At 70.5% G+C, this 19860-nt stretch carries 18 protein-coding genes; 8 read left to right on the top strand and 10 right to left on the bottom strand.

Annotated features, from left to right (window positions below; translation table 11 throughout):
• Window positions 1–39: 39 nt before the first annotated feature.
• Complete coding sequence (locus tag ACFYZF_RS07285) at window positions 40–1122, bottom strand: serine hydrolase (RefSeq protein WP_387016862.1); 1083 nt, start codon at window positions 1120–1122, stop codon at window positions 40–42.
• On the opposite strand from ACFYZF_RS07285, the gene ACFYZF_RS07290 reads away from it, so the two are divergent.
• The 3 genes from ACFYZF_RS07290 to ACFYZF_RS07300 all read left to right on the top strand — a co-directional run bounded on the left by ACFYZF_RS07290 (window position 1105) and on the right by ACFYZF_RS07300 (window position 4381).
• Window positions 1105–2079, top strand: a complete 975-nt coding sequence (locus ACFYZF_RS07290) for a LysR family transcriptional regulator (RefSeq protein WP_387016863.1) — start codon at window positions 1105–1107, stop codon at window positions 2077–2079. The genes ACFYZF_RS07285 and ACFYZF_RS07290 overlap by 18 nt on opposite strands.
• A 53-nt stretch (window positions 2080–2132) precedes the next feature.
• Window positions 2133–3347, top strand: coding sequence for an endonuclease (locus ACFYZF_RS07295; RefSeq protein ID WP_387016865.1), 1215 nt, complete (start codon window positions 2133–2135; stop codon window positions 3345–3347).
• A gap of 182 nt (window positions 3348–3529) precedes the next feature.
• Window positions 3530–4381, top strand: a complete 852-nt coding sequence (locus ACFYZF_RS07300) for an aldo/keto reductase (protein WP_387016866.1) — start codon at window positions 3530–3532, stop codon at window positions 4379–4381.
• A gap of 334 nt (window positions 4382–4715) precedes the next feature.
• Here ACFYZF_RS07300 and ACFYZF_RS07305 read toward each other — a convergent pair whose 3' ends face one another.
• Window positions 4716–5228 carry a GNAT family N-acetyltransferase gene (locus ACFYZF_RS07305; protein WP_387016868.1) on the bottom strand — a complete coding sequence of 171 codons (513 nt, stop codon included), beginning with the start codon at window positions 5226–5228 and terminating at the stop codon, window positions 4716–4718.
• A gap of 145 nt (window positions 5229–5373) precedes the next feature.
• Between ACFYZF_RS07305 and ACFYZF_RS07310 the strand changes: the two genes are divergently transcribed.
• Window positions 5374–6288, top strand: coding sequence for a cellulose binding domain-containing protein (locus ACFYZF_RS07310; protein WP_387016870.1), 915 nt, complete (start codon window positions 5374–5376; stop codon window positions 6286–6288).
• A gap of 144 nt (window positions 6289–6432) precedes the next feature.
• Here ACFYZF_RS07310 and ACFYZF_RS07315 read toward each other — a convergent pair whose 3' ends face one another.
• From ACFYZF_RS07315 to ACFYZF_RS07330, 4 genes are all read right to left on the bottom strand, one after another.
• Window positions 6433–7089, bottom strand: coding sequence for a hypothetical protein (locus ACFYZF_RS07315; protein WP_387016872.1), 657 nt, complete (start codon window positions 7087–7089; stop codon window positions 6433–6435).
• Window positions 7090–7239: 150 nt separating this feature from the next.
• Window positions 7240–8097, bottom strand: a complete 858-nt coding sequence (locus tag ACFYZF_RS07320) for an SAM-dependent methyltransferase (protein ID WP_387016874.1) — start codon at window positions 8095–8097, stop codon at window positions 7240–7242.
• A 154-nt stretch (window positions 8098–8251) separates the two neighbouring features.
• Window positions 8252–9346, bottom strand: coding sequence for an FAD-binding oxidoreductase (locus ACFYZF_RS07325; RefSeq protein WP_387016876.1), 1095 nt, complete (start codon window positions 9344–9346; stop codon window positions 8252–8254).
• Window positions 9343–9747 carry a globin gene (locus ACFYZF_RS07330; RefSeq protein WP_387016877.1) on the bottom strand — a complete coding sequence of 135 codons (405 nt, stop codon included), beginning with the start codon at window positions 9745–9747 and terminating at the stop codon, window positions 9343–9345. Before ACFYZF_RS07330 ends, ACFYZF_RS07325 begins: the two co-directional genes overlap by 4 nt.
• Before the next feature lie 596 nt (window positions 9748–10343).
• Here ACFYZF_RS07330 and ACFYZF_RS07335 point away from each other — a divergent pair.
• Both ACFYZF_RS07335 and ACFYZF_RS07340 read left to right on the top strand, forming a co-directional pair.
• Window positions 10344–11753: a helix-turn-helix domain-containing protein gene (locus ACFYZF_RS07335; protein ID WP_387016878.1), complete on the top strand. Its 1410-nt coding sequence runs from the start codon at window positions 10344–10346 to the stop codon at window positions 11751–11753.
• Window positions 11750–12355, top strand: a complete 606-nt coding sequence (locus ACFYZF_RS07340) for a GNAT family N-acetyltransferase (RefSeq protein ID WP_387016880.1) — start codon at window positions 11750–11752, stop codon at window positions 12353–12355. The genes ACFYZF_RS07335 and ACFYZF_RS07340 overlap by 4 nt, the downstream gene beginning before the upstream one ends.
• Before the next feature lie 191 nt (window positions 12356–12546).
• On the opposite strand, the gene ACFYZF_RS07345 is transcribed toward ACFYZF_RS07340, so the two are convergent.
• The 3 genes from ACFYZF_RS07345 to ACFYZF_RS07355 all read right to left on the bottom strand — a co-directional run bounded on the left by ACFYZF_RS07345 (window position 12547) and on the right by ACFYZF_RS07355 (window position 14905).
• Window positions 12547–12675 carry a hypothetical protein gene (locus tag ACFYZF_RS07345; RefSeq protein ID WP_387016882.1) on the bottom strand — a complete coding sequence of 43 codons (129 nt, stop codon included), beginning with the start codon at window positions 12673–12675 and terminating at the stop codon, window positions 12547–12549.
• A 633-nt stretch (window positions 12676–13308) separates the two neighbouring features.
• Window positions 13309–13509: a helix-turn-helix domain-containing protein gene (locus ACFYZF_RS07350; protein ID WP_387016884.1), complete on the bottom strand. Its 201-nt coding sequence runs from the start codon at window positions 13507–13509 to the stop codon at window positions 13309–13311.
• A gap of 73 nt (window positions 13510–13582) precedes the next feature.
• Window positions 13583–14905, bottom strand: a complete 1323-nt coding sequence (locus ACFYZF_RS07355) for an AAA domain-containing protein (protein WP_387017128.1) — start codon at window positions 14903–14905, stop codon at window positions 13583–13585.
• A gap of 309 nt (window positions 14906–15214) precedes the next feature.
• Here ACFYZF_RS07355 and ACFYZF_RS07360 point away from each other — a divergent pair, with 309 nt between their 5' ends.
• Together ACFYZF_RS07360 and ACFYZF_RS07365 are read left to right on the top strand one after the other, a co-directional pair.
• A complete protein-coding gene (locus ACFYZF_RS07360) occupies window positions 15215–17377 on the top strand; it encodes a choice-of-anchor J domain-containing protein (RefSeq protein ID WP_387016885.1) in 2163 nt (720 codons plus the stop codon).
• A gap of 190 nt (window positions 17378–17567) precedes the next feature.
• Window positions 17568–18038, top strand: a complete 471-nt coding sequence (locus tag ACFYZF_RS07365) for a macro domain-containing protein (RefSeq protein WP_387016886.1) — start codon at window positions 17568–17570, stop codon at window positions 18036–18038.
• A gap of 234 nt (window positions 18039–18272) precedes the next feature.
• Here ACFYZF_RS07365 and ACFYZF_RS07370 read toward each other — a convergent pair whose 3' ends face one another.
• Window positions 18273–19529 (bottom strand): DNA sulfur modification protein DndB, encoded by a 1257-nt coding sequence (locus ACFYZF_RS07370; RefSeq protein ID WP_387016888.1) that lies wholly within the window; start codon window positions 19527–19529, stop codon window positions 18273–18275.
• Window positions 19530–19860: the final 331 nt, after the last annotated feature.

A 19860-nucleotide genomic window follows, 5' to 3' on the forward strand; every position in this document is an offset into this window, starting at 1 on the left:
CAGCCCAGCGCCCCTGCCCGGCGGCGACGGGCCGGGAAATCAGCCGTCCCGCAGGGCCTCGACGGCGATCCGCGCCGCCTCGCCCATGGCCAGGTCCACGTCGATGCGGCGGGTCGCCAGCCGTTCGGTGCGGGCGAACACCGCCATCGCGTACCGGCGACCGTCGGGGTACTCGGCGACCCCGGCCTCCAGGTGCAGGCCGGGCAGGGTGCCGGTCTTGGCGCGGACCCGCACGCCGGGCGGGAAGCCGGAGGCGAGCCGGGTCCAGAAGAGCTGCCGGTCCATCAACTCCCGGACCGTCGCGCAGGCCGGCGCCGGGCCGGCCTCGTCTCGCCAGATCAGGCCGAGCAGCCGGGTCATCTCCCGGGCGGTGCTCGACGTGGTGTGCGCGGGGTCGAGCACCCGCATGGCCCGGACCCGCTCGTCGGAGAGGGTGGGAAAAATCCGGGCGAACTCCGCCTCGGTGCGGGCCCCCACGTCGGCGAGCATCGTCTCCACCAGCTCTCGGGGCCCGCCGACGATCCGGGTGCGCGGCAGCCCCAGCTCGGCGGCGAGCATCGGCAGCACATCCCGGCCGACCCGGCGCAGCAGCAGGTCGGCGGCCGTGTTGTCGCTGACCGACATGGCGAAGTACGCCAGGTCGCGCAGCGACACCTCGGCGTCGTCGGCGCAGCCGGCCACCCCCCAGCCGCCGAGCCGGTCCGCCGCCCGGACCAGCACCCGCTCGGTCGGGTCGAGCTGCCCGACGCTGGCCTGCCGGGCGAACTCCAGCACCAGCAGGATCTTGAAGACCGACGCGATGACCACCTGCTCGTCGGCGCGCACCGCCACCTCGCGGACCGGTCCGCCCGCCCGTTCCGGGTCGTCGTCGCCGCCCGCCCGTTCCGGGTCGTCGTCGACGTCGACCACGTGCAGGCTGGCGGCCACCCCGGCTCGGCCGAAGACGTCCGCGATCCGCTCCCCCACCGTCACCCCGGCACCGTACCGGCGGGCGAGGCCCGGACGTCGGCCCACCGCCTGCGGCGCGCGGACGGGGCCGCCCCGGCCGTCGCCGCCCCGGTTCCCCGCCCCGCCGGTCGGGTCGCTGGCGTAGGGTCGGCGGCCGTGGACCTGCTCCGGCACCTGCGGCACTTCGTGGTGGTCGCCCGTGAGCTGCACTTCGGCCGGGCGGCCGAGACGCTGGGCATGGCGCAGCCGCCACTGAGCCAGTCGATCCAGCGGTTGGAGCGGGAGCTGACGGTCGAGCTGTTCGACCGGTCCCGCCGGCAGGTGCGGTTGACCACCGCCGGTCAACTCCTGCTCGGCGAGGCCGACGAGCTGCTCGCCGCCGAGCAGCGGGCGCGCAACCTGATGCGCCAGGTCCGGGCCGGGACGCTCGGGGTACTGCGGGCCGGGGTGCCGCCGGAGACCCCAGCGGTGACGCTGCGTGAACTGCTGGACCGGCTCGCCGCGCGGGCCCCCGGCCTGGACGTCGACCTGCACGAGCTGACCAGCGCCGAGCAGGTCCGGATGCTCGCGCAGCGGCGGCTGGACGTGGGGCTGGTGCACCACCCGGTCAGCGCCGACGGGCTGCGGTTCGGGCCGGCGGTGGCCGTACCGCTGGGGGTGGTGCTGCCCCGCGCGTCGCCGCTGGCGCGGCCCCGGGAGGTCGAGCTGGCGACGCTGGCCGGCCTGGACCTGATCGCCGCGCCCCGGACGACCGCACCCCAGTGGCACGACCACGTCCTGGACGTGTGCCGGCGGCACGGCTTCACGCCCCGGCGGGTGCGGCCGGCCCGGAACCCGGAGTTCCTGTTCGGGTTGGTGCTGGCCGGCGGGGCGGTGGCCGTCGAGCCGGCGACGACGGTCCGCCGGGAGCCGCGCATCGCCTGGCGGCCGGTCGCGGGGTCGCCGCTGGTGAAGCGCACCTCGGCGGCCTGGCCGCAGCGCGCCGGCCACCCCGCCGCGCCGGTGTTCGGGGAGTTGGCCGCCGAGGTGCTGGCCGACGCGGAGCCGACGCGGTCGACCGACCCGCTCACCCCTGCCCTGCGCCCCTGGCCGGTGCTGTTCGAACCCCGATCGGCAGATTCACCCCCGTAAAGTTCCCCGGCGCTCTCCCGGAGTTCACGCCTCCGCCGTTAACATCGCTGACCATGAATACAAAGAGCGTCACCCGCTCGCTTCCCGGGCGGCTGATCACGGCGTTCGCACTGACCGTGGCACTGGTGACACCCGTCGTGGCGAGCACCTCCGCGTCGGCGGCTGCCTCGCTGACCGTCGCTCAGGCGCTGGCCGCCCAGGACGGCCGCGTGGCCACCGTCACCGGGTACGTCATCGGCCAGCCGACCGCGACGTCCACGGTGATCACGTCCGGCTACACGGCGGACACGGCGATCGCCATCGCCGACACCACCGCCGAGACCAGCACGAGCAGGATGCTCTACGTCCAGGTGACCGCCGCGTACCGAAGCGGCTTCGGGCTGCTGACCAACCCGGGGCTGCGGGGCAGGCAGATCACCACCACCGGGGCGCTGACCGCGTACTTCAGCCACGGCGGGCTGAAGAACCCGACCGCGATGAGCCTCGGCGGCGCCACCCCCGGCCCGACGCCCACCCCGACGCCGACCGCCACCCCCACCGCCACGCCCACCCCGACGCCCAGCCCGACCGGCGGCCCGTACGACTCGACGTACTACGCCAACGCCGTCGGCAAGACGGGCACCGCGCTGCGCAACTCGCTGCACACCATCATCAGCCCGCAGACGAAGCTCAGCTACGAACAGGTGTGGGACGCGTTGAAGGACACCGACCAGGACCCGGCGAACGCCAACAACGTGCTGCTGCTCTACACCGGCCGGTCGCAGAGCAAGACCACCAACGGCGGCGGGGTCAACGACTGGAACCGGGAGCACGTCTGGGCCAAGTCGCACGGGAACTTCGGCACCGCCACCGGGCCGGGCACCGACGTGCACCACCTGCGCCCCGAGGACGTCTCGGTCAACTCGACGCGCGGCAACAAGGACTTCGACAACGGCGGCAGCGCCGTCTCGGAGGCCGCCGGCTGCTACACCGACTCCGACTCGTTCGAGCCGCGCAACGCCGTCAAGGGCGACGTGGCTCGCATGATCATGTACATGGCGATCCGGTACGAGGGCGGCGACGGCTGGGCGAACCTGGAGATGAACAACTCCGTGTCCAACGGCAGCGCGCCGTACCTGGGCAAGCTGTCGGTGCTGCTCTCCTGGAACCAGCTCGACCCGCCGGACGCCTTCGAGAAGCGCCGCAACCAGGTCATCTACGACCGCTGGCAGGGCAACCGCAACCCGTTCATCGACCACCCGGAGTGGGCCGCCGCGATCTGGGGCTGACCCTCGCCGGCACCACCCGCGTCGGGCCGCCGGAGCCACCCGGTTGTCGCACATCACCCGCCCCGGACCGTGAGGAAGCGGCCGGAAGGGGTACGAGAATCGGGTGGCACGGCCGGACCGGTCGGCGGGCGGAAAAGCGCTCCCGCGCCGGCCGGCCCCGGACGATTGGAAGAGGCGGCCGAATGGCGAACACGATTCCCGACATCACGCTCAACGACGGCAATACCATCCCGCAGCTCGGCTTCGGGGTGTTCCAGATCGAGCCGAAGGACACCGCCGAGGCCGTCGGCCGGGCCCTGGAAATCGGCTACCGGCACATCGACACCGCCGAGATGTACGGCAACGAGGCCGAGGTGGGCCAGGCGGTCCGCGCCTCCGGCCTGGACCGGGGCGAGGTCTTCGTCACCAGCAAGCTGAACAACGCCTTCCACCGCCCGGACGACGCCCGCCGGGCGTTCGACTCCACGCTGGCGGCGCTGAAGATGGACCACATCGACCTGTTCCTGATCCACTGGCCGCTGCCCACCCGCTACGACGGCGACTTCATCTCCACCTGGAAGGTCCTGGAGGAGTTCCGGCGCGACGGCCGGGCCCGTTCCATCGGGGTGTCGAACTTCCAGGTGCCGCACCTGGAGCGGCTCGCCGCCGAGGCGGACGTGACGCCGGCCGTCAACCAGATCGAGGTGCACCCGTACCTGGGCAACGAGGAGGTGCGCGCGTACGGCAGCGCGCACGACATCCGTACCGAGGCGTGGTCGCCGATCGCGCAGGGCAAGGTGCTCGACGACCCGACCCTGCTCGACATCGCCGGGCAGGTCGGCCGGACCGTGGCCCAGGTCGTGCTGCGCTGGCACGTGCAGCGCGGCGACATCGTCTTCCCCAAGTCGGCCACCCAGAGCCGGATCGAGGAGAACTTCCGGATCTTCGACTTCGAGCTGGACGACGCGACGATGGCCCGGATCAGCAGCCTGGACAAGGGCGAGGCGGGCCGGCAGGGGCCGAACCCGGACACCTTCGACCGCATCCCCGACTGAGCGGACGCGTCGGGGCCCTCGTCACCGCCTCCACGGCCGGCGGGGGCCCGCTTCTCCCGGGCGACCGCACGCTGCTCCAACTCCCGGAGGGTGCACCCGGGCAGCTCCTTGAGCTGTCGCATCATCCCGACGAACTCGCTCACGTCGCGCGCCGTTTCCGGCCGGACACTCCCCGTCTCCATCAGATTCATGCGGCTTCCGTCGGCGAGCCCGGAGCGGCGACGTAGAGCGGCGTCCTCCGGGGCCACCTCGCCAACGGCGAAGGCGGGTACGGCGTCCTGCCCTGGTAGCGGCACCGGACTGCGGCGTGGGGCGGCTCCGGCCGACGGGGCGGTCAGCCGGTGAGCGCGATGCGCCAGTCGTTGCAGCGCATCCACCGGCCCGGCGGGTACTCGAAGTCGGTCTCGCCGAGCAGCACGAAGCCGGCCTTGCGGCAGACGGCGTTCGACGGCGGGTTGCCCACCGAGGGGTACGCGTGGGCGTGCCGGTGGGTCCGCTCGGCGCGGGCCAGGGCCAGCGCCTCGCGCACCGCCGCGGTGGCCAGCCCGCGCCCCTGGTACGCGGGCAGGATCGCCCAGCCCATCTCGTACACCGGCTCGCCGTTCCAGACCCGTTCCCAGTAGCCGACGCTGCCGACCTTGACCCGCTCGGGCAGCACGACGGTGAACATGTTCCCGCTGCCCGGGCCGGGGCCGGCCACGTAGCGGGCGTGCCGGGCGACGACCTGTTCCTCGGTCTCCGGGCCCCCGGTGTGCGCCCGGACCTCGTGGATGTTGAGCCGACGCAACAGGTCGAAGTCGTCCTCGGCCCACCGCTCGATCCGCACCCCCGCCGACGTCCCGCCCATGCGGCCTCCTCAGTGCTCGGTGCGCACAGTCAAGCGCACAGCACCGACAACCCGCCGCGTCGGCGGGTGTGGGTACGGTCTCGGCATCGAGGATCCGGCCGAACGCACATTGATGCTTACCAATGGAGCCTCTAGCATCGATATCATGCATGCCCGTCGTGTCATCGCCACAGCCGCCGTCGCCGCGCTGCTGAGCCTGCTCGCCGTCACCGCCGCCCAGGCGGACGACACCCCGGCGCTGACCACCCCGGGCGTGCCCGTCGTGGTCGTCGACGAGCCCCACCGGCTCACCCTGTCGTGGACACCCTCGTCCTGGGTGGACGAGCCGGAGGGCGCGGGTCCGATCAGATACCAGGTGATGATGCCGCTGGGTCCCCACACGTACCGGGGCCTGGGTGACGTGGACACCTCCAGCATCACGCTGACCGACCTGGCACCGGGCACCGATTACCGGATCGCGATCCAGGCGTACGCGATCGGCGGCTACTCCATCCCCTCGGCCGCCGCCAGCCTGCGCACCGTGTACGGGAAGGCGAAGGTCAGCTACCTCAACCGCGACTGGTCGCCGACGGACAACCAGGCCCAGTTCGACCTGCTGATCACCAACACCGGTACGCAGCCGCTGAGCCTCACCTCCGTGCGGGTGCGGTACCACATGCTCTTCGAGGGCGGCAACACCTCGCTGGTGGCCGAGTGCGACTGGGCGGAGCTGGGCTGCGACCGGATCCGGCGTCAACTCTTCTTCTTCATCCCGCCCGCGCCCCCGCCTCCGCCCCCGGGCAGTTCGCCCAGCCCGACGCCGGTGCCAACGCCGACCCGCTACCCGCTGCCGGGCACGCCGGCACCCGGCTGGGTGGAGCTGACCTTCACCGAAGGGGTGCTCGCCCCCGGCGCGTCGACCGGGCTGATCCAGCTCCGCCTCCACCGGCCCAACTGGAGCGACATCGACGAGCGCGACGACCCGAGCTGGCGGGCCGCGACCGGGGCGCGGATCGACAACAGCCGGATCACCCTCGACGTCGGCGGCGTCCGCGAGTTCGGCGACCAGTACGCCAGCTGAGCCACCACCCGCCGCCCGGCGAAAAGGCCGATACCGGTCAGTCGGCTCGGCGGGCCGGGGGCCGCACCTCCAGCGTCTCGACCAGGTTCGCCATCGTCGCCCGAAAGTCGAGCCGGTCGGCGCTTCCGGCGTACGCCATCGCCCTCATCCCGCAGGCCGGCGCGGGTACTGGCCGACAGGCAACGGCAGGTCCTCGACGTGGCCCCATTCCAGCTCGTTGTCGCGGATCAGTGCCGCCTCACCCCAGGACACGCGGAGCAGGCCCGCGTCGGAGTTGCAGGCGAACCCGACGAGTACCACCTCGGGCCGGGCGGCGAACTGCGCCACGATCTCCCGCAGGGGCTCACGGTCGCGGGCCTCCTCGGGGCTGCGGGGCATCATCGGCAGGGGCACCTCCTCGTGGCTGGGTTCCGGCCCGAAGAGCACCAACAGGTCCCGGATCAGCCGGCTGAGGTCACGGCCGGGGCGGGCGTCCCGAATGTCCACGTCGGCGCGCTTGGCGTACCGCCACGGCAACAGGAGGTGGTCGCGGCAGATGGTCACCCGCACCTGCGCGCCGGGAGGATGAACGTCCGTCACGTCAGGCAGCTCGCGCAGGTGCTCGTGCAGCACCTCGTACTGCTGCTTCCAGCGCACCGGCCCGAAGGCGTGGTCGGTGTCCAGTTCGGACGCCTCCCGAGCGCCTCGGGCCAGCTCGACCGCACGATGCAGGGCAGCCGGGATCTCCCGGCGCAAAGACGCCGCGAGGGTTGGCCCGAACTTCCGCACCGACCACTCGGACGGCCCACCAGCGATCCCCATGCCGATCACCCCCTGTGCCGAGATGGCCACGCATCGACACCGACGATCTCACACCGATCGAGGCATGCGAAAGCAGCGCGACCATGCCCACCGGAACCGCGGCGGCGGATGGCAACGGCACGGCGGGCGCACGGCGGAGCGCGCCGGAGGTCAGAGCTTGCGTGCGACCGCGCCGTAGATCGACGCCTCGGCCAGCGGCGGGCGCTCGGACTCGGGCACCTCGGCACGCCACTGCGTCACCGGGACGACGCCCGGCTCGACCAGGTCAAGGCCGTCGAAGAACCGGGCGAACTCCGCCCGGGACCGGGGGACGGCATCCCGTTCGACCGTGCGCGCCGCCAGCTCGACGCGCATCCGCTCGACGACCTCGGCGGGCATGAGGTCGATGGTGACGTGGCTCAGCACCAGGTAGCTGCCCGACGGCAGCGCCTCGACCAGCCGGCCGACCACCTCGTACGGCCGGTCGGCGTCGGTCAGGAAGTGCGCGACCGCGACCAGGAGCAGCGCCACCGGCCGGGACAGGTCCAACGTGCGGTGCAGCTCGTCGGCGGCCAGGATGCGCTCCGGGTCGCGCAGGTCGGCGTCCAGGTACGCCGTCGTGCCGGCGGGGGAACTGGTCAGCAGCGCCCGCGCGTGGGCCAGCACCATCGGATCGTTGTCGGCGTACAGAACGCGCGACTCGGGGGCCACGGCCTGGGCCACCTCGTGGGTGTTGTCGGCCGTCGGGATGCCGGTGCCGATGTCGAGGAACTGCCGGACGCCGGCCTCGGCGGCCAGGTACCGCACCGCCCGCTGGAGGAAGGCCCGGTTCTCCCGGGCGAGGGTGCGGATCGCCGGGTACGCGGCCGCGATCCGGTCGCCGGACTCCCGGTCCACGGCGAAGTTGTCCTTGCCGCCGAGCCAGTAGTTGTAGCGCCGGGCGGGGTGGGGCACGCTGGTGTCGAAACGGTCGGAGAGCCGAGCGGTGTGGTCGTCCTGAGGGGTTGCGGAACCCACGGGAATCCTCATCGTTCGTGCGGCCAGGAGAGGCTCCGGCCCACCGGAGGTTCCCGGGCGGCCGGCGCCCCCACACAGCGTAGGCGTCACATCGCCGGACCGCTGACCCGTCGATCATCGCGTGTGGACCCTTCGTGGCTTCCCCCTGGGCGGAGCGGGGTTCGGGTCAGCGGTCGCAGTCGTCGGGCAGGTGGATGCGGGCGGCGGGCACCCCGGCGGCGAGCAGCCGCAGCCGCGCGCCGGCCACCATCGCGGGCGGACCGCAGGCGTACACCTCCTGGCCCGGCCGATGGTGCCGCAGCGCGACGGTCAGGGCGTCGCCCCGCTCGTCGGGCTCGGCGTGCTCGTCGTGGGAGAACGCGGGCACGACAGTCAGCCAGTCGTGGGCGACCTGGAGCTTGTCGAGGCTGATCGGGTCGTACAGGTCGGCGAAGGCGCGGACGCCGACGACCAGGGTCACCCGCCGGCCGCCCCTGGTCGCCTGCTCGGCGGCGACCTGCTCAACCAGGGCGCGCAGCGGGGCGAGGCCGGTGCCCCCGGCGGCGAGAAGCAGGTCGGCGGTCGAGTCGGGGGCGAGCGTGAGGCCGGCGCCCCGGGGCGGGCCCAGCCAGAGCGGCCCGCCGGGGCGTACCCGGTCGACGAGGACGCGGGAGACGGCGCCGGCGGCGCGGACGTGCAACTCGATCGTGCCGTCCGGGCGGGGCGCGTTGGCGGGCGAGTACCAGCGCCACCGGCCGGGCAGGCCGGGCACGCTGACCGGGAGGGCCTGGCCGGGGCGGAACGGCAGCCGCCGCCAGGGACGTACGGTGAGAATGGCGACGCCCCCGGAGGGCCGGTCGTGGTCGAGCACCTCGACCGGCCACCAGGCCGGGCCGTCGCCGACGCGGTCGGCGGCGTGCCGGACGGCGGTCAGCGTGCGGCGGGCGGCCTGCTCCCAGGCGGCGGCCAGCGCGGTCGTCCACTGTGGGTGCGCGTGGCGGGCCACCGTGGCGACCAGGGCCTCGCCGACCAGCGCCTGGTGGTGCGGGCCGAGCTGACAGTCGCGCCAGGCCCGGCCGAGGACGGTCAGCAGCGCGGCCCGTCCGGCGCGGTCGTCGTCGCCGGTGGCGAACTGGCCGAGGGCTGCCAGGAACAGGGGCGCGTCGCGTTCGGGCAGCAGGGCGGGCATCCGGTCGGCGAGCGTGCACCAGAAGTGGTCGGCGGCCCGGTCGATGCCGGCGACGGTGACCGCCCAGGAGGCGGCGAGGTCGACGCCGCTCACCGGCCGGCCCCGGTTGGATGTGCCTTCCCGACGGTCCCGGCTGTGCGTCCCTCCCCGGCGGTCCCCGTTGGGCGTACCTCCCCGGCGGTCCCGGTTGGACGTGCCTCTCCGGCGAAGACGGCGCGGGCGGCAGCGATGGCGGCCTGCGGCACGTCGAGGGCCCAGAGCGCCCCGGCGAGGTAGTCGACCAGCCGCCGGTGCTGCTCCTCCCCCAACCCGAGCCCCGGCCAGGCATCCGCCACCGCGCGCCCGTCGAGCGCCGCGCCGAGGGCGGCCGCCAGGTGGTCGGCGAGCCGGCCCAGATCGACCCCGACCAGGTACGACTCCAGCTCCGCGTCCGCCGCGACCAGCCGCAGCCATTGCCACACGGCCTCCCGCACGACCTCGTCCGAGTACGCCACACTCACGCTCCCTGCTGGAAGGAGGGCCCTCGTCCTCGGATTCGGTGGAGGGAGGGCCCCGATTGATCGGTGGTATGGCACCGGGGCGGGCGGGAGCGGGGACGCGTCGGGGGAGGACTCGTCCCCGGAGCCAGCACCCGCCCCGGGCCATGTGAAGCAGCCTGCCGGGCGAGGCCCCGCGCGCCATGACGACGATCAATTCATGAGCATGAACGGTGCGTATGCCGCCGAGTGCTCAGGGATCATGGCGGGGGAAGCGCGGTGCGACGTCTCGGCCTTCATCCGTGGCCCCAGGACTCCACTCGAAGCATCGCCCCGCACAAGGGACATATCTCCGGATCGGAACGGCTACGCCTGTGTGGCATGCCGGCGGCAGTCTCACCGGTATGCGCGGTACGTATACCGGTCCTCCACGGAGCGGATTTAAATGGATAGGCTCGACGAGGCGCTACGGACAAAGCCACCCGCGAATGGCGAGGTTTCCCGTGACACACGCGAACTGCCCCCGCTGCGGTGGCCGGCTGGCCCGCGACAACGACAGCGGGCGGTGCACACCGTGCCAGGCCGCCGAGCGGGACCGATTGAGCCGACCGCCGGTGGTGCCGGCCAACTTCTGGGAACACCAGCCGGTACGGCGAGCGTTGGCCGCGCGGCATCTCGGGCGGGTGATCCGGGCCTACCGCTGCCACCCGTACCACGGGCGGAACCCACTGCCCCAGAGCGCGGTCGCCGGGTGGCTCGGAATAACGCAGGCGCAGCTCAGCCGAGTCGAAAACGGCTCACCGATAGTCCACCTGGACCGGCTGACCCACTGGGCACAGGTTTTGCGAATACCGGCCAAGCGTCTGTGGTTCGCCCTACCCAACCAGCCCTGTCACTTCGGGCCGGAAGCAGACGAGGAGCAGCCGGGCCACCAGCAGGCCGGCTCCCAGGAAACAGCCGGACTGGCGACCCCACCAGCCCTGGCGGATGCCGTGACCACGGCATCGGATGAAGGAGGTGACATCACGGACCGCCGACAGTTCCACGCCCTGGCCGCCCTGGCGGGCATCGCCGCGACCGGCTCCCTCGACCTGCTCGCCACACCGACCGACGCACCCAGAAGCATCGGCATGGAGCAGGTGCGCTTCGCCAGCTCTCTGGTCGAAGAGTTCCGCCGCGCCGACGCGGCCGCCGGGGCCGATCAGCTCTGCGACATCGCCGTCCGAGTCCACGCCCACCTGTCGACCTGGGCCACCAAGGCCACCTACAGCCGAGAAGTCGGCGACGCCCTGCAAACCGCGCTGGCGGACCTCGCCATCGAAACCGCCTGGCTCACGATCGACGCTGATCGGCGGTCGACCTCAAGGGCGTACCTCAACGAGGCGATCACCCGGGCCCGCATCGCCGACGACCCGCGCATGGAAGTCCGCGCCCTTGCCTGCCTCTCCCTGCTGATTCGGGACGATCACCCCGGCGAATCGCTACAGAGCGCCGATGCCGCTCTGCGGTCCTCCGTCGGCTGGGGAACCCCTCGACTGGCGACCCTGCTGCACCTGCGGGCCGCCCACACCTACGCCACGATGAAGGACATGAGCAGCTTCAGCCGAGCGATGGCCAAGGCCCACCGCGAGTTTGACCGCGGAACGACTGAGGACGACATGCCGTTCCTTCACTTCGTAACCCCGCAGGAGCTCAGGGGCATCGAAGGGCTGTCGTACCTCGCCCTGGGCCGACCCGAACGCGCGGCCCGAGCCTTCCGCACGATCGCGGGGAACCCTTCCCCCGCACTTCGGCGCAACCGGATCTACTACACGGTGCAACTTGCCGATGCGGAATGCCGACAGGGCAGCCTCGATGAGGCGGCGCAGATCGCCATGAGCGTGCTGCCCGCCACGGGCCAGGTGAGTTCCGGGCGGGTGAGCCGTCACCTCGCGCAGGTCCGGTCGAGCCTGGGACAGCCGCAACGGTCGACGACCGCCACCCGCGAGTTCGTCGACGCCTACGACGAGGCGGTGTCCCGATGATGGAGAACATGAAGCTCCGCCACCACACCGCCGCGCAGGCGGCGGGGCTAGTTGATCAGCTCGTCGGCCTCTACCTGAAGGTGTACGCGGACGGAAACGAGTTCCACAGCGAGGACCGCTACCGTCGCCAGCTCGCCGGGCACATGCAGAGAGACGGATGGGACCTGGTGACCGCCACGACCGACGAAGAGTTGGTCGGATACATCTACGGATTCCCGCTGCCCGCCGAGACCGGCTGGTGGACAGGCATGCAGGAACCTGCCCCCACCGGGTTCACCGATGAGGACGGCAAGCGCACGTTCGCCATCAGCGAACTCATGGTGTCCCCCGGGTGGCGACGCCGGGGCATCGCCAGGGCCCTGCACGACGAGCTCCTCGGAGGCCGGGCCGAGAAACGGGCCACCCTCCTTGCCGACCCGGACAACGCACCCGCCCAAACCGCCTACCGGTCCTGGGGCTGGCAGCCGGTCAACAAACTGCGGCCCAACTGGGAACATGCCCCAACTTTCGACGTCCTACTGCGCGCCTTGGCGCCGCAGCCGGTGGGCGGCTGTACTCAGGCGCCCACCGGCCTGCGCCCCAGCACCTCGTGTGCGAACTGATAGTTGTGGCGGCGGGGATGGTTGGTGGTGCCGATCAGCAGCGAATCGGTGAAGTCTCTCGCGGCGCGCAGCGAAGTGCTCGGCCTGTGTCGCAGCGATGAGATGTCCCCAGACCCGAATCTGTTCGTCTCCGGCACTTCGGTAGGCGCATTCCGGGTCGAAGGTTCTCGTGAAAGAGGCGCGCTGAAGACTCAGCAGGAGCCCTGGTGCCAACGCAGCTTCGTCACGGTCTGCGGAATATAGAAGATGTTGCCGCCCGGGGGAATGCAGTTCGTGCTGACCCTGACCTCACCGTCGGGGAACGTGTAGGAATGCGTCATGTCGACGTTCCGGGACGTGTAATTGTAGTAGGTCAGCCCCGGGACACTGCCGGTCCACTCGCTGGCAGTCGCAAGAGACGGAGTCTCCACGGGTGCGGGCGCCGGGTACGCCCAGTTGGGCCAGACGCAGAACTTGCCCTGCGGGCAGTTCCCGGGTGGCCATGCCTCATCTGATGGCACGGAAGCCGACGCCGATGCAGCGGGGGCGGCCATCATCAGACCTGCGACTGATAGAGAAAGGGCAATGGATTTCAGTAGCACGATTTTCCTCTCCAAGAGAAGTTTATCGATTGAAGTTACCACTGGGAAAGTTGAACGGTCAAGCACTTGCTCCGACGCCGATCAGTACGCGCTCGCCTGCGGCACCGGCGCAAACACGGTCTGGCTCGTCACGGCGACGTTGATGGGCCGGAGTAGCCCCCTCGGTCTCTCAGCGTCGCGCCGCGTCCCAGCAGCGACCCGCACAGGTTGAAGTCCTGACCGGGCCGGTGGCGGCCCAGCGCCACGGTCAGCGCATCGCCCGACAGGCGAACGCGCTGTCGCCCCGCTCGGCCGGCTCGGCGCCAGGGGCGCGGGAGAGCGCCGGCACGGGCCGCCGTCATGGGCACGGGGCCAGAGTCTCCGAAGTAGAGATCAGGCCGCGTCCGCCCGAGGAGCGAACGTGACGTCCAGTCCCATGTTCAAAGCCCTGGCCAGCCGTTCGAGCACCATCGGGGTCGGCACCGTTCCGCCAGCCTCGAAGCGGGCCACCGCCGACTGGGTCATGCCTCGGTCCAGCCAGCGCGATCGCTCATCGCTCCGCCCCTCGTTCACGCTGGTCGCTCCGTCACGCATCCTTCCAGCGTTCGAAGCCCGACTGGCGTGTCGCGGCGTCGGGCTGGGCTGAGCGGAGCGACGAAATCCCCGGTCAGCCCTTGACCATCGGGTCAGACAGCCTGGCCAGCAGATGCTGGTGGGCCTCCCAGCCGTCGGGGAACTTCACCGGGACGTTGAGGTGCACCCGCTCGGTCGACGGGTGGGCGTCCAGCAGCTCCGCGATCCCCGCCCGCGCCACCACCACGCACGCGTGCCGGTGCCGGGACGTCAGCACGCACAGCCGCCCCGACTCCAGGTGGAACGCCGTCGCGTCCCGCCGCCCGGAAAGCGGGTGCAACACGATCGTCACGTCGTACTCGCGGCCCTGGAGCCGGTTGGCGGTGTCCACCGTGATGCCCGCCCCGGCCTCGCCGAGGTGCGCGCGGATGGCCGCGACCTGGTCGCGGTGCGCGGCCCCGACGGCGATCCGGTCGGCGGCGACCGGCGCGCCGGCCGGCGCGTGCTCGGAGACGGCGACCGCTCCCCGCTGCAACACCCGCAGCGCCAGCGCGGCGCACGCGGCGGCAGCCTCCCCATCGGTACGCAGGGTGTGCCGCTCCGGCAGCTCGTACAGCGCCCAGCCCGACGACGCCGCCAGCTCCACCGCCGCGTCGACGGCGTCCCCCGGACCGGCCTCGGTGAACGCCAGCGCCCGGTCGTCGCGACCCGTGCCGGCACGGAACCCGGTGAACGGGTAGAACGCCGCCGCGACCACCGGCGCCGCCGACGCGGGCAGCCGCCAGGACACCGGCAGCCGGTACACCGGCAGCTCAGGGTTGTGTCGCAGCAGCACCGCCACCGCAGACTGCATCGGATCCCAGGTCAGCCCCGTCCACCGCGCGGTCTCGACCGTCGAGAACGGGTCGAGCTGCCCCGGATCCCCCACGAACAACGCCCGCTCGAACCTGCCTGCCACGCGCAACAGGGCGTCCGACCGCATCTGGTACGCCTCGTCGACGATCGCCCACGGCCAGGAACCGTCGGTGACCATGGCCCACTTGGCCGCCGTACCGATGATGACAGCCGGCCCGCCGAGATCGGCGACCTTCGCGGCGACCTTGACCGTGGCATGCCCCTTCACCCGGTCGGTCGGCCTGTACTCGGTGGCCGAGAGACGGCCGATACGCAGCTCGGGGGCCTTGTGGGCGAGCCGGTCGATGAGGTCGTCGACCTGCTCGTTGGTCTGCGCGATGATGATCAGCGGCTCGTCGGCAGCGGCCAGCTCGACGGCGGCGCGGACCACGAGGGTCGACTTGCCGGCCCCGGGCGGCGAGTCGACGACCACGCCCCGGTGATCGCCGGAGCGCAGGTCGGCCAGCACGGCCGTGATGACCCGCTCCGCCTCGACGGCGGGCGGCACCTCCAGCCCGAGCATCGATCTCCCCTCCCACCAGGTGCTGCGCACCCTACCCGCAGGCACCGACACGGCCGTACCCACGGCTTGCCGCCGCACGGCTGCGGTAGGGAGCACGCGGCGTCCACGGGGCAGGAGAGCCGACTCGGTGCAGACGGATCAAGCGGTAGGACGATTGCCAAAGGCAATCAATGCCAATACAAACATGGATGTCATCCCGGTGGATTGTGACGGCGACCCCGTCAACCGGATTCACATCATCCCAAAGGGGGGCCCATGGCGCGCAACCGCATCGCCGGTGCAGCAGCCATCACACTCGTCTTACCACTTATGGGCGTCCTTCCCGCGTCAGCCGCGACGGCCGCGCCCGCGCAGGCCGCGGCGAAGCAGGCTCAGCCCAGCGACACCCGGGAGCTCACCCGCAAGGACTTCACGCTGGACGGCCGCAAGGTCGAGACGCCGGCCCGGTACCAGCCACGCGCGCAGGAGCGTTCGAAGACCACGTCCGCCGCGACGACGCCGCCGGTCGGCACGGTCCGGCAGTGGCTCGGGATGGACGACATCCAGGGCCAGCTCTACCGCAAGGACTACACGCTGCGGGGCTCGGGCAACAACGTCGAGGTGTGGGTCGCCAACGACATCGCCTTCCCGGCCGGCGACTGCCGGACCCAGATCCCCTCGTCGACGCAGATCACCGACGAGCAGGTGGCGAGCTTCGTCCACGAGTTCGACACCAACATGTACCCGAAGGAGACGGCCGCGTTCAGCACGCCGCCGGACCGTGACGGCACCAACGCCCTGCTCGGACCGGACGCCAACGGCAACGGCGGCGACTACACCGGCGGCGGCAACAAGACGGTCACCCTGATCGACAACGTCCGGGACGACAACTACTACGAGTTCCCGGCCAACCCGACGTACATCGCCGGCTTCTTCTCGGCCCAGTTCAACGAGTTGTTCGACCGCAACGTCATGACCGTCGACGCGTTCGACTGGGCCCACCGCACCGGGGCGAACCCGCCGAACGAGCCCACCGACGACCTGTGCACCAGCCGCCCGGCCCGCCCCTTCAACTACGAGGGCACCTTCGCCCACGAGTGGCAGCACCTGGCGCACTACTACACCGACCCCTTCGAGGGGAACTGGATCAACGAGGGTCTGGCCGACTTCGCCCAGACGCTGACCGGCTACGTCGACACCACGACGACCGTCTTCGACCGGGGAGCCGACAGCCACCTCTACTGCTACCAGGGCTTCGGCACGGTGCAGACGCCGTACAACGTCAACCCGCGGGACTGCGGCGGCCCGGAGAACTCGCTCACCCTGTGGGGCGAGAGCCCGAACCCGAACGCGGTGCTCGCCGACTACGGCAACGCGTACTCGTTCATGCAGTTCCTGTACGACCGGTACGGCACGGACATCATCTCCCGGCTGCACAAGGACGGCGAACGGCAGGGGCTGGCCAGCCTGGACGCGGCGCTGAAGGCCAAGGGCATCAACAAGATGTACCAGGTCATCCACGACTACCAGACGATGACGCTGGTCGACAAGATCGTCGGGGACTCGCGGCGCGGGATCATGCTCGGCGTACCGAAGAGCCGGGTGACCACGCCGAGCCTGCGCTCCACGGTCAACCTGGCCAACCCGGCCGCCAACGCCACCCCCGGGGCGGCGCCGAACGGGGCCGACTTCGTGCCGCTGCAGAAGGCCGACGGGCAACTCCTGCGCGGCCGTGACCTACGGTCGCTGTCGTTCGCGGGCACCAAGACGCTGCCGCCGCTGCCGCTGTCGTGGACTGTCGTGCCGAACGACCCGGACCGCTCCGGCAACCCGGTCCTGTGGTCCGGGAACGGCAACAACATCGACTCCGCGGCGGTCACGTCGGTCGCCGTGCCGACCGCCGACCCGACGCTGCGCTTCGCCGCCAAGTACGGCGCGGAGTTCGGCTTCGACTACGGCTACGTCACCGTCTCCACCGACGGCGGCGCGACCTACACCGCCATCCCGGGCGACAAGACGATCGACGGGCCGTTCGGTCCGGCGCTCAACGGGACGACCGACGGGTTCGAGGCGCACTCGTACGACCTGTCCGCGTACGCCGGCAAGACGATCCTGCTCGGCTTCCGCTACGTCAGCGACGGCGGCGTCAACGAGGGCGGTCTGCTGGTCGACGACATCACCGTCGGCGGCACGGCGGTCAGCGACGGCACCAGCCTCGCCCCGTTCGACTCGCCGACGGAGATCAAGCCGATCACCGTCAACAACTGGAACCTGCGGCTCATCGGCATCGACGAAAAGCACTCGGTCGCCGCGCAGTTCGAGTTCGACGGTAAGTCGAGCCTGACGCTGAACCGGGCGCAGCTGGCCCTGCTCAGCCTGTTCCCGAAGGTCGTCGCCGTGGTCGCCTACGACGAGCCGACCGAGCAGGTCAACCAGTACGCGCCGTACACGCTGAAGGTCAACGGAGTGGTCCAGCCGGGCGGCACCGCCTGACCTGACCCGACACCACCCCGGGCACCTGTCACCACTCCGGTGGCGGGTGCCCGGGCCCCCGCCGACGACCATCACCTCCCAGCCTGACCCACCGTCCCTACCGCACCAGAGCCGACGCCCTGACCGCGGCTGCGCCCGGCCGGTGTCGTACCGGCCTGGTACCACCTTCTCGGGCCGAAGGAGGTGCAAGGTGATCGAGGTAGGTCGTGGTGATCTACTCACCGCCGATGTTGAGGCGCTGGTCAACGCGGTCAACACGGTCGGTGTGATGGGCAAGGGCATCGCCCTTCAGTTCAAGCACTCCTACCCCGACAACTACGCCGTATACCGAGCGGCATGCAAGGCAGGAAACGTCGAGCTGGGCCGGACGCTGGTCTTCGACTCGGGCCGGCAGGGCCATCGCCGGTATGTGGTCAACTTTCCGACGAAGGGGCACTGGCGATCCAGCTCGACGCTCGCCGACGTGCGGACAGGCTTGGCGGACCTGGTTCGGGTCGTCCGGGACCGGCGGATCGAATCAATCGCGGTGCCGGCCCTCGGCTGCGGCAACGGCGGGCTGAGTTGGGACGAGGTCCGACCGCTGATCGTGGCCACCTTCGACGAGCTGCCCGAGGTCCGAGTGCTGCTCTTCCCGCCGCCAGCAGCGGACATTGGAACCTGAACCGGGTCGTCACACCCCGGCTGCTCGCGCCCACGCCGCATCGCCTCGTCGTAGACACCCATGTCGATTGCGTCCCCGGTGAGTTCGTCCAGTGCCTCGCGCCGGGCCCTCGATCGTTGCTACTCGTAGGCCAGCACGTCGTGCAGGGGCAACCCTGCCCGGCGGCGAGAAGGACCAAGCAATGTGAAGATGGCCGCTGCCCCACGGCAACAGGCCGTGGGGCAGCGGCCGTGACTAAACTCCGACGCTGGCGAGCGGCTCCATACCTGGCAAGGCATTATCGAGAGCATCGGTGACCGGCAATCCGATTGCGGCAATTACCTTCTTGGCCGCCAAACGCCCTGGTGCGCGAGTGGTGCTGATCTTGTCGCCCGAGATGATCGTACCCTGCCAGATCTCAGCGTCACGTCGCCAGTCGACTTTGGTAGCAAGGTCGACGTAGCGAGCGGCACGCCAGGCGGGATCTGGATTCTTCTCGATCTCGTATGCCACGTGACCGATGATGACCAGACCGGTGGCCGTCATGTTGATGTGATGCTTGCGGTAATCGACCACCTGGTTAGCGGGTCCACCGGAGGTGGGCAAATCCGCAATCGCCGCCCAGGGCGTCATGTGCTTGGTCAAAATTTCCATCATCGACAGGGTCCGGTCAACGAAGGCGTCCTGCCGCTCCGTGAAGCCGATCACCTGGTTGCTTCGAGCAGGGATGCTGGACTCGCTGAGCGCGTAATCACGGAACAACAGCTCCTTGACCATGCCGCGAACCTGGTTGAGCAAGAAGATCGCCGGAGAGTTCTTCGACAGGCTCTTCGAAGTCTCGTCAATACGCCCATGGAAAAGCTTGGAGCCATCCACAATCTTGGTGAGCACCCGGTTCAATGGCTCTCGGGTATTGAATGCCGCCAAGAGGCTGGCCGGAATCTGCTTCGTTTGCGCCGCGTCGGCGAAATCCTGATGAATCCGGGCAAGATCGGGCTCGACGACGATAACCACCGAGATGCTATCGCTCATGAAGGTCGAGTCGGCTCCGGTCAGCGATTCACTCGCCTTCGCTATCGCGGCAAGCCGATGTTGCCCATCGGTCACAGAGAACTTGGTCTCGTCGCCAATGACGACGAAACCAACGGCAGTGGCGAAGTTGCCGCGTGGCACGTGAATCGCAGGAACCGAGCGAACATTCAAGGTAAGGGATGGCAGGATGTAGTTCTGCTCGTTCTCGACAAGGTATTTTCCAATAGCCCGGACATGGGCCGAGTCCACCGGACGGTTCGTCGCCATGCGCGGGTTGCCGCCCTTGGTAGCCGGCTCGGCAACGACATGATTGATGAGAAACGCGTTCGAAAAGGCCGTGGTAAGCATTAGGCGCCCACCCTGGTGGAAGACCACACAGGTGAATGAGCGTCCGCCGGAAGCGGAGGCAGCCTCGCTCGCGGCTTGTTGGGCAGCGGTAAGGGAATCGTGCTGGGTCAGGCCCAGCTCAGCGAAGAACATCGGCCGCTTACTCCGTCCTCTGTAGATGTTGAGCCTGGCTGTAGGCGGGCATGAACGACGAGGGTCAAATGGTGGACCCCGGACTGCAATACCGCCGGGGCCGCAGTGCACTTGAGCACGGACCATCAAGCGCAAGGACGAATGAGTCAGGAGCTCAACTGCGGGCGGCACCCCCAGCCTGCAAAGCATCGCCCTCTCGCTCCAGCGAGACGCTCCGGGCACCTTACAGGCAAGAGCCCTGTCACCGAGGCTCACGATCCAGACCCGGTTGACGAACGCGGTAATGCCCGGATCCAGCAATGGGAATGCCAGGGCGATACTCCTGGATCTC

It is taken from the genome of Micromonospora sp. NPDC001898, assembly GCF_042891255.1.
Taxonomy (GTDB): domain Bacteria; phylum Actinomycetota; class Actinomycetes; order Mycobacteriales; family Micromonosporaceae; genus Micromonospora.

Bases quoted from the DNA above. Each gene is read 5' to 3' on its own strand.
- ACFYZF_RS07350 (WP_387016884.1), bottom strand. From the start codon at position 13,509: ATGCGTGACGGAGCGACCAGCGTGAACGAGGGGCGGAGCGATGAGCGA.
- ACFYZF_RS07320 (WP_387016874.1), bottom strand. From the start codon at position 8,097: ATGAGGATTCCCGTGGGTTCCGCAACCCCTCAGGACGACCACACCGCT.
- ACFYZF_RS07345 (WP_387016882.1), bottom strand. From the start codon at position 12,675: ATGACGCATTCCTACACGTTCCCCGACGGTGAGGTCAGGGTCAGCACG.
- ACFYZF_RS07305 (WP_387016868.1), bottom strand. From the start codon at position 5,228: ATGGGCGGGACGTCGGCGGGGGTGCGGATCGAGCGGTGGGCCGAGGAC.
- ACFYZF_RS07315 (WP_387016872.1), bottom strand. From the start codon at position 7,089: ATGGGGATCGCTGGTGGGCCGTCCGAGTGGTCGGTGCGGAAGTTCGGG.
- ACFYZF_RS07295 (WP_387016865.1), top strand. From the start codon at position 2,133: ATGAATACAAAGAGCGTCACCCGCTCGCTTCCCGGGCGGCTGATCACG.
- ACFYZF_RS07300 (WP_387016866.1), top strand. From the start codon at position 3,530: ATGGCGAACACGATTCCCGACATCACGCTCAACGACGGCAATACCATC.
- ACFYZF_RS07340 (WP_387016880.1), top strand. From the start codon at position 11,750: ATGATGGAGAACATGAAGCTCCGCCACCACACCGCCGCGCAGGCGGCG.
- ACFYZF_RS07360 (WP_387016885.1), top strand. From the start codon at position 15,215: ATGGGCGTCCTTCCCGCGTCAGCCGCGACGGCCGCGCCCGCGCAGGCC.
- ACFYZF_RS07310 (WP_387016870.1), top strand. From the start codon at position 5,374: ATGCATGCCCGTCGTGTCATCGCCACAGCCGCCGTCGCCGCGCTGCTG.
- ACFYZF_RS07355 (WP_387017128.1), bottom strand. From the start codon at position 14,905: ATGCTCGGGCTGGAGGTGCCGCCCGCCGTCGAGGCGGAGCGGGTCATC.
- ACFYZF_RS07370 (WP_387016888.1), bottom strand. From the start codon at position 19,529: ATGTTCTTCGCTGAGCTGGGCCTGACCCAGCACGATTCCCTTACCGCT.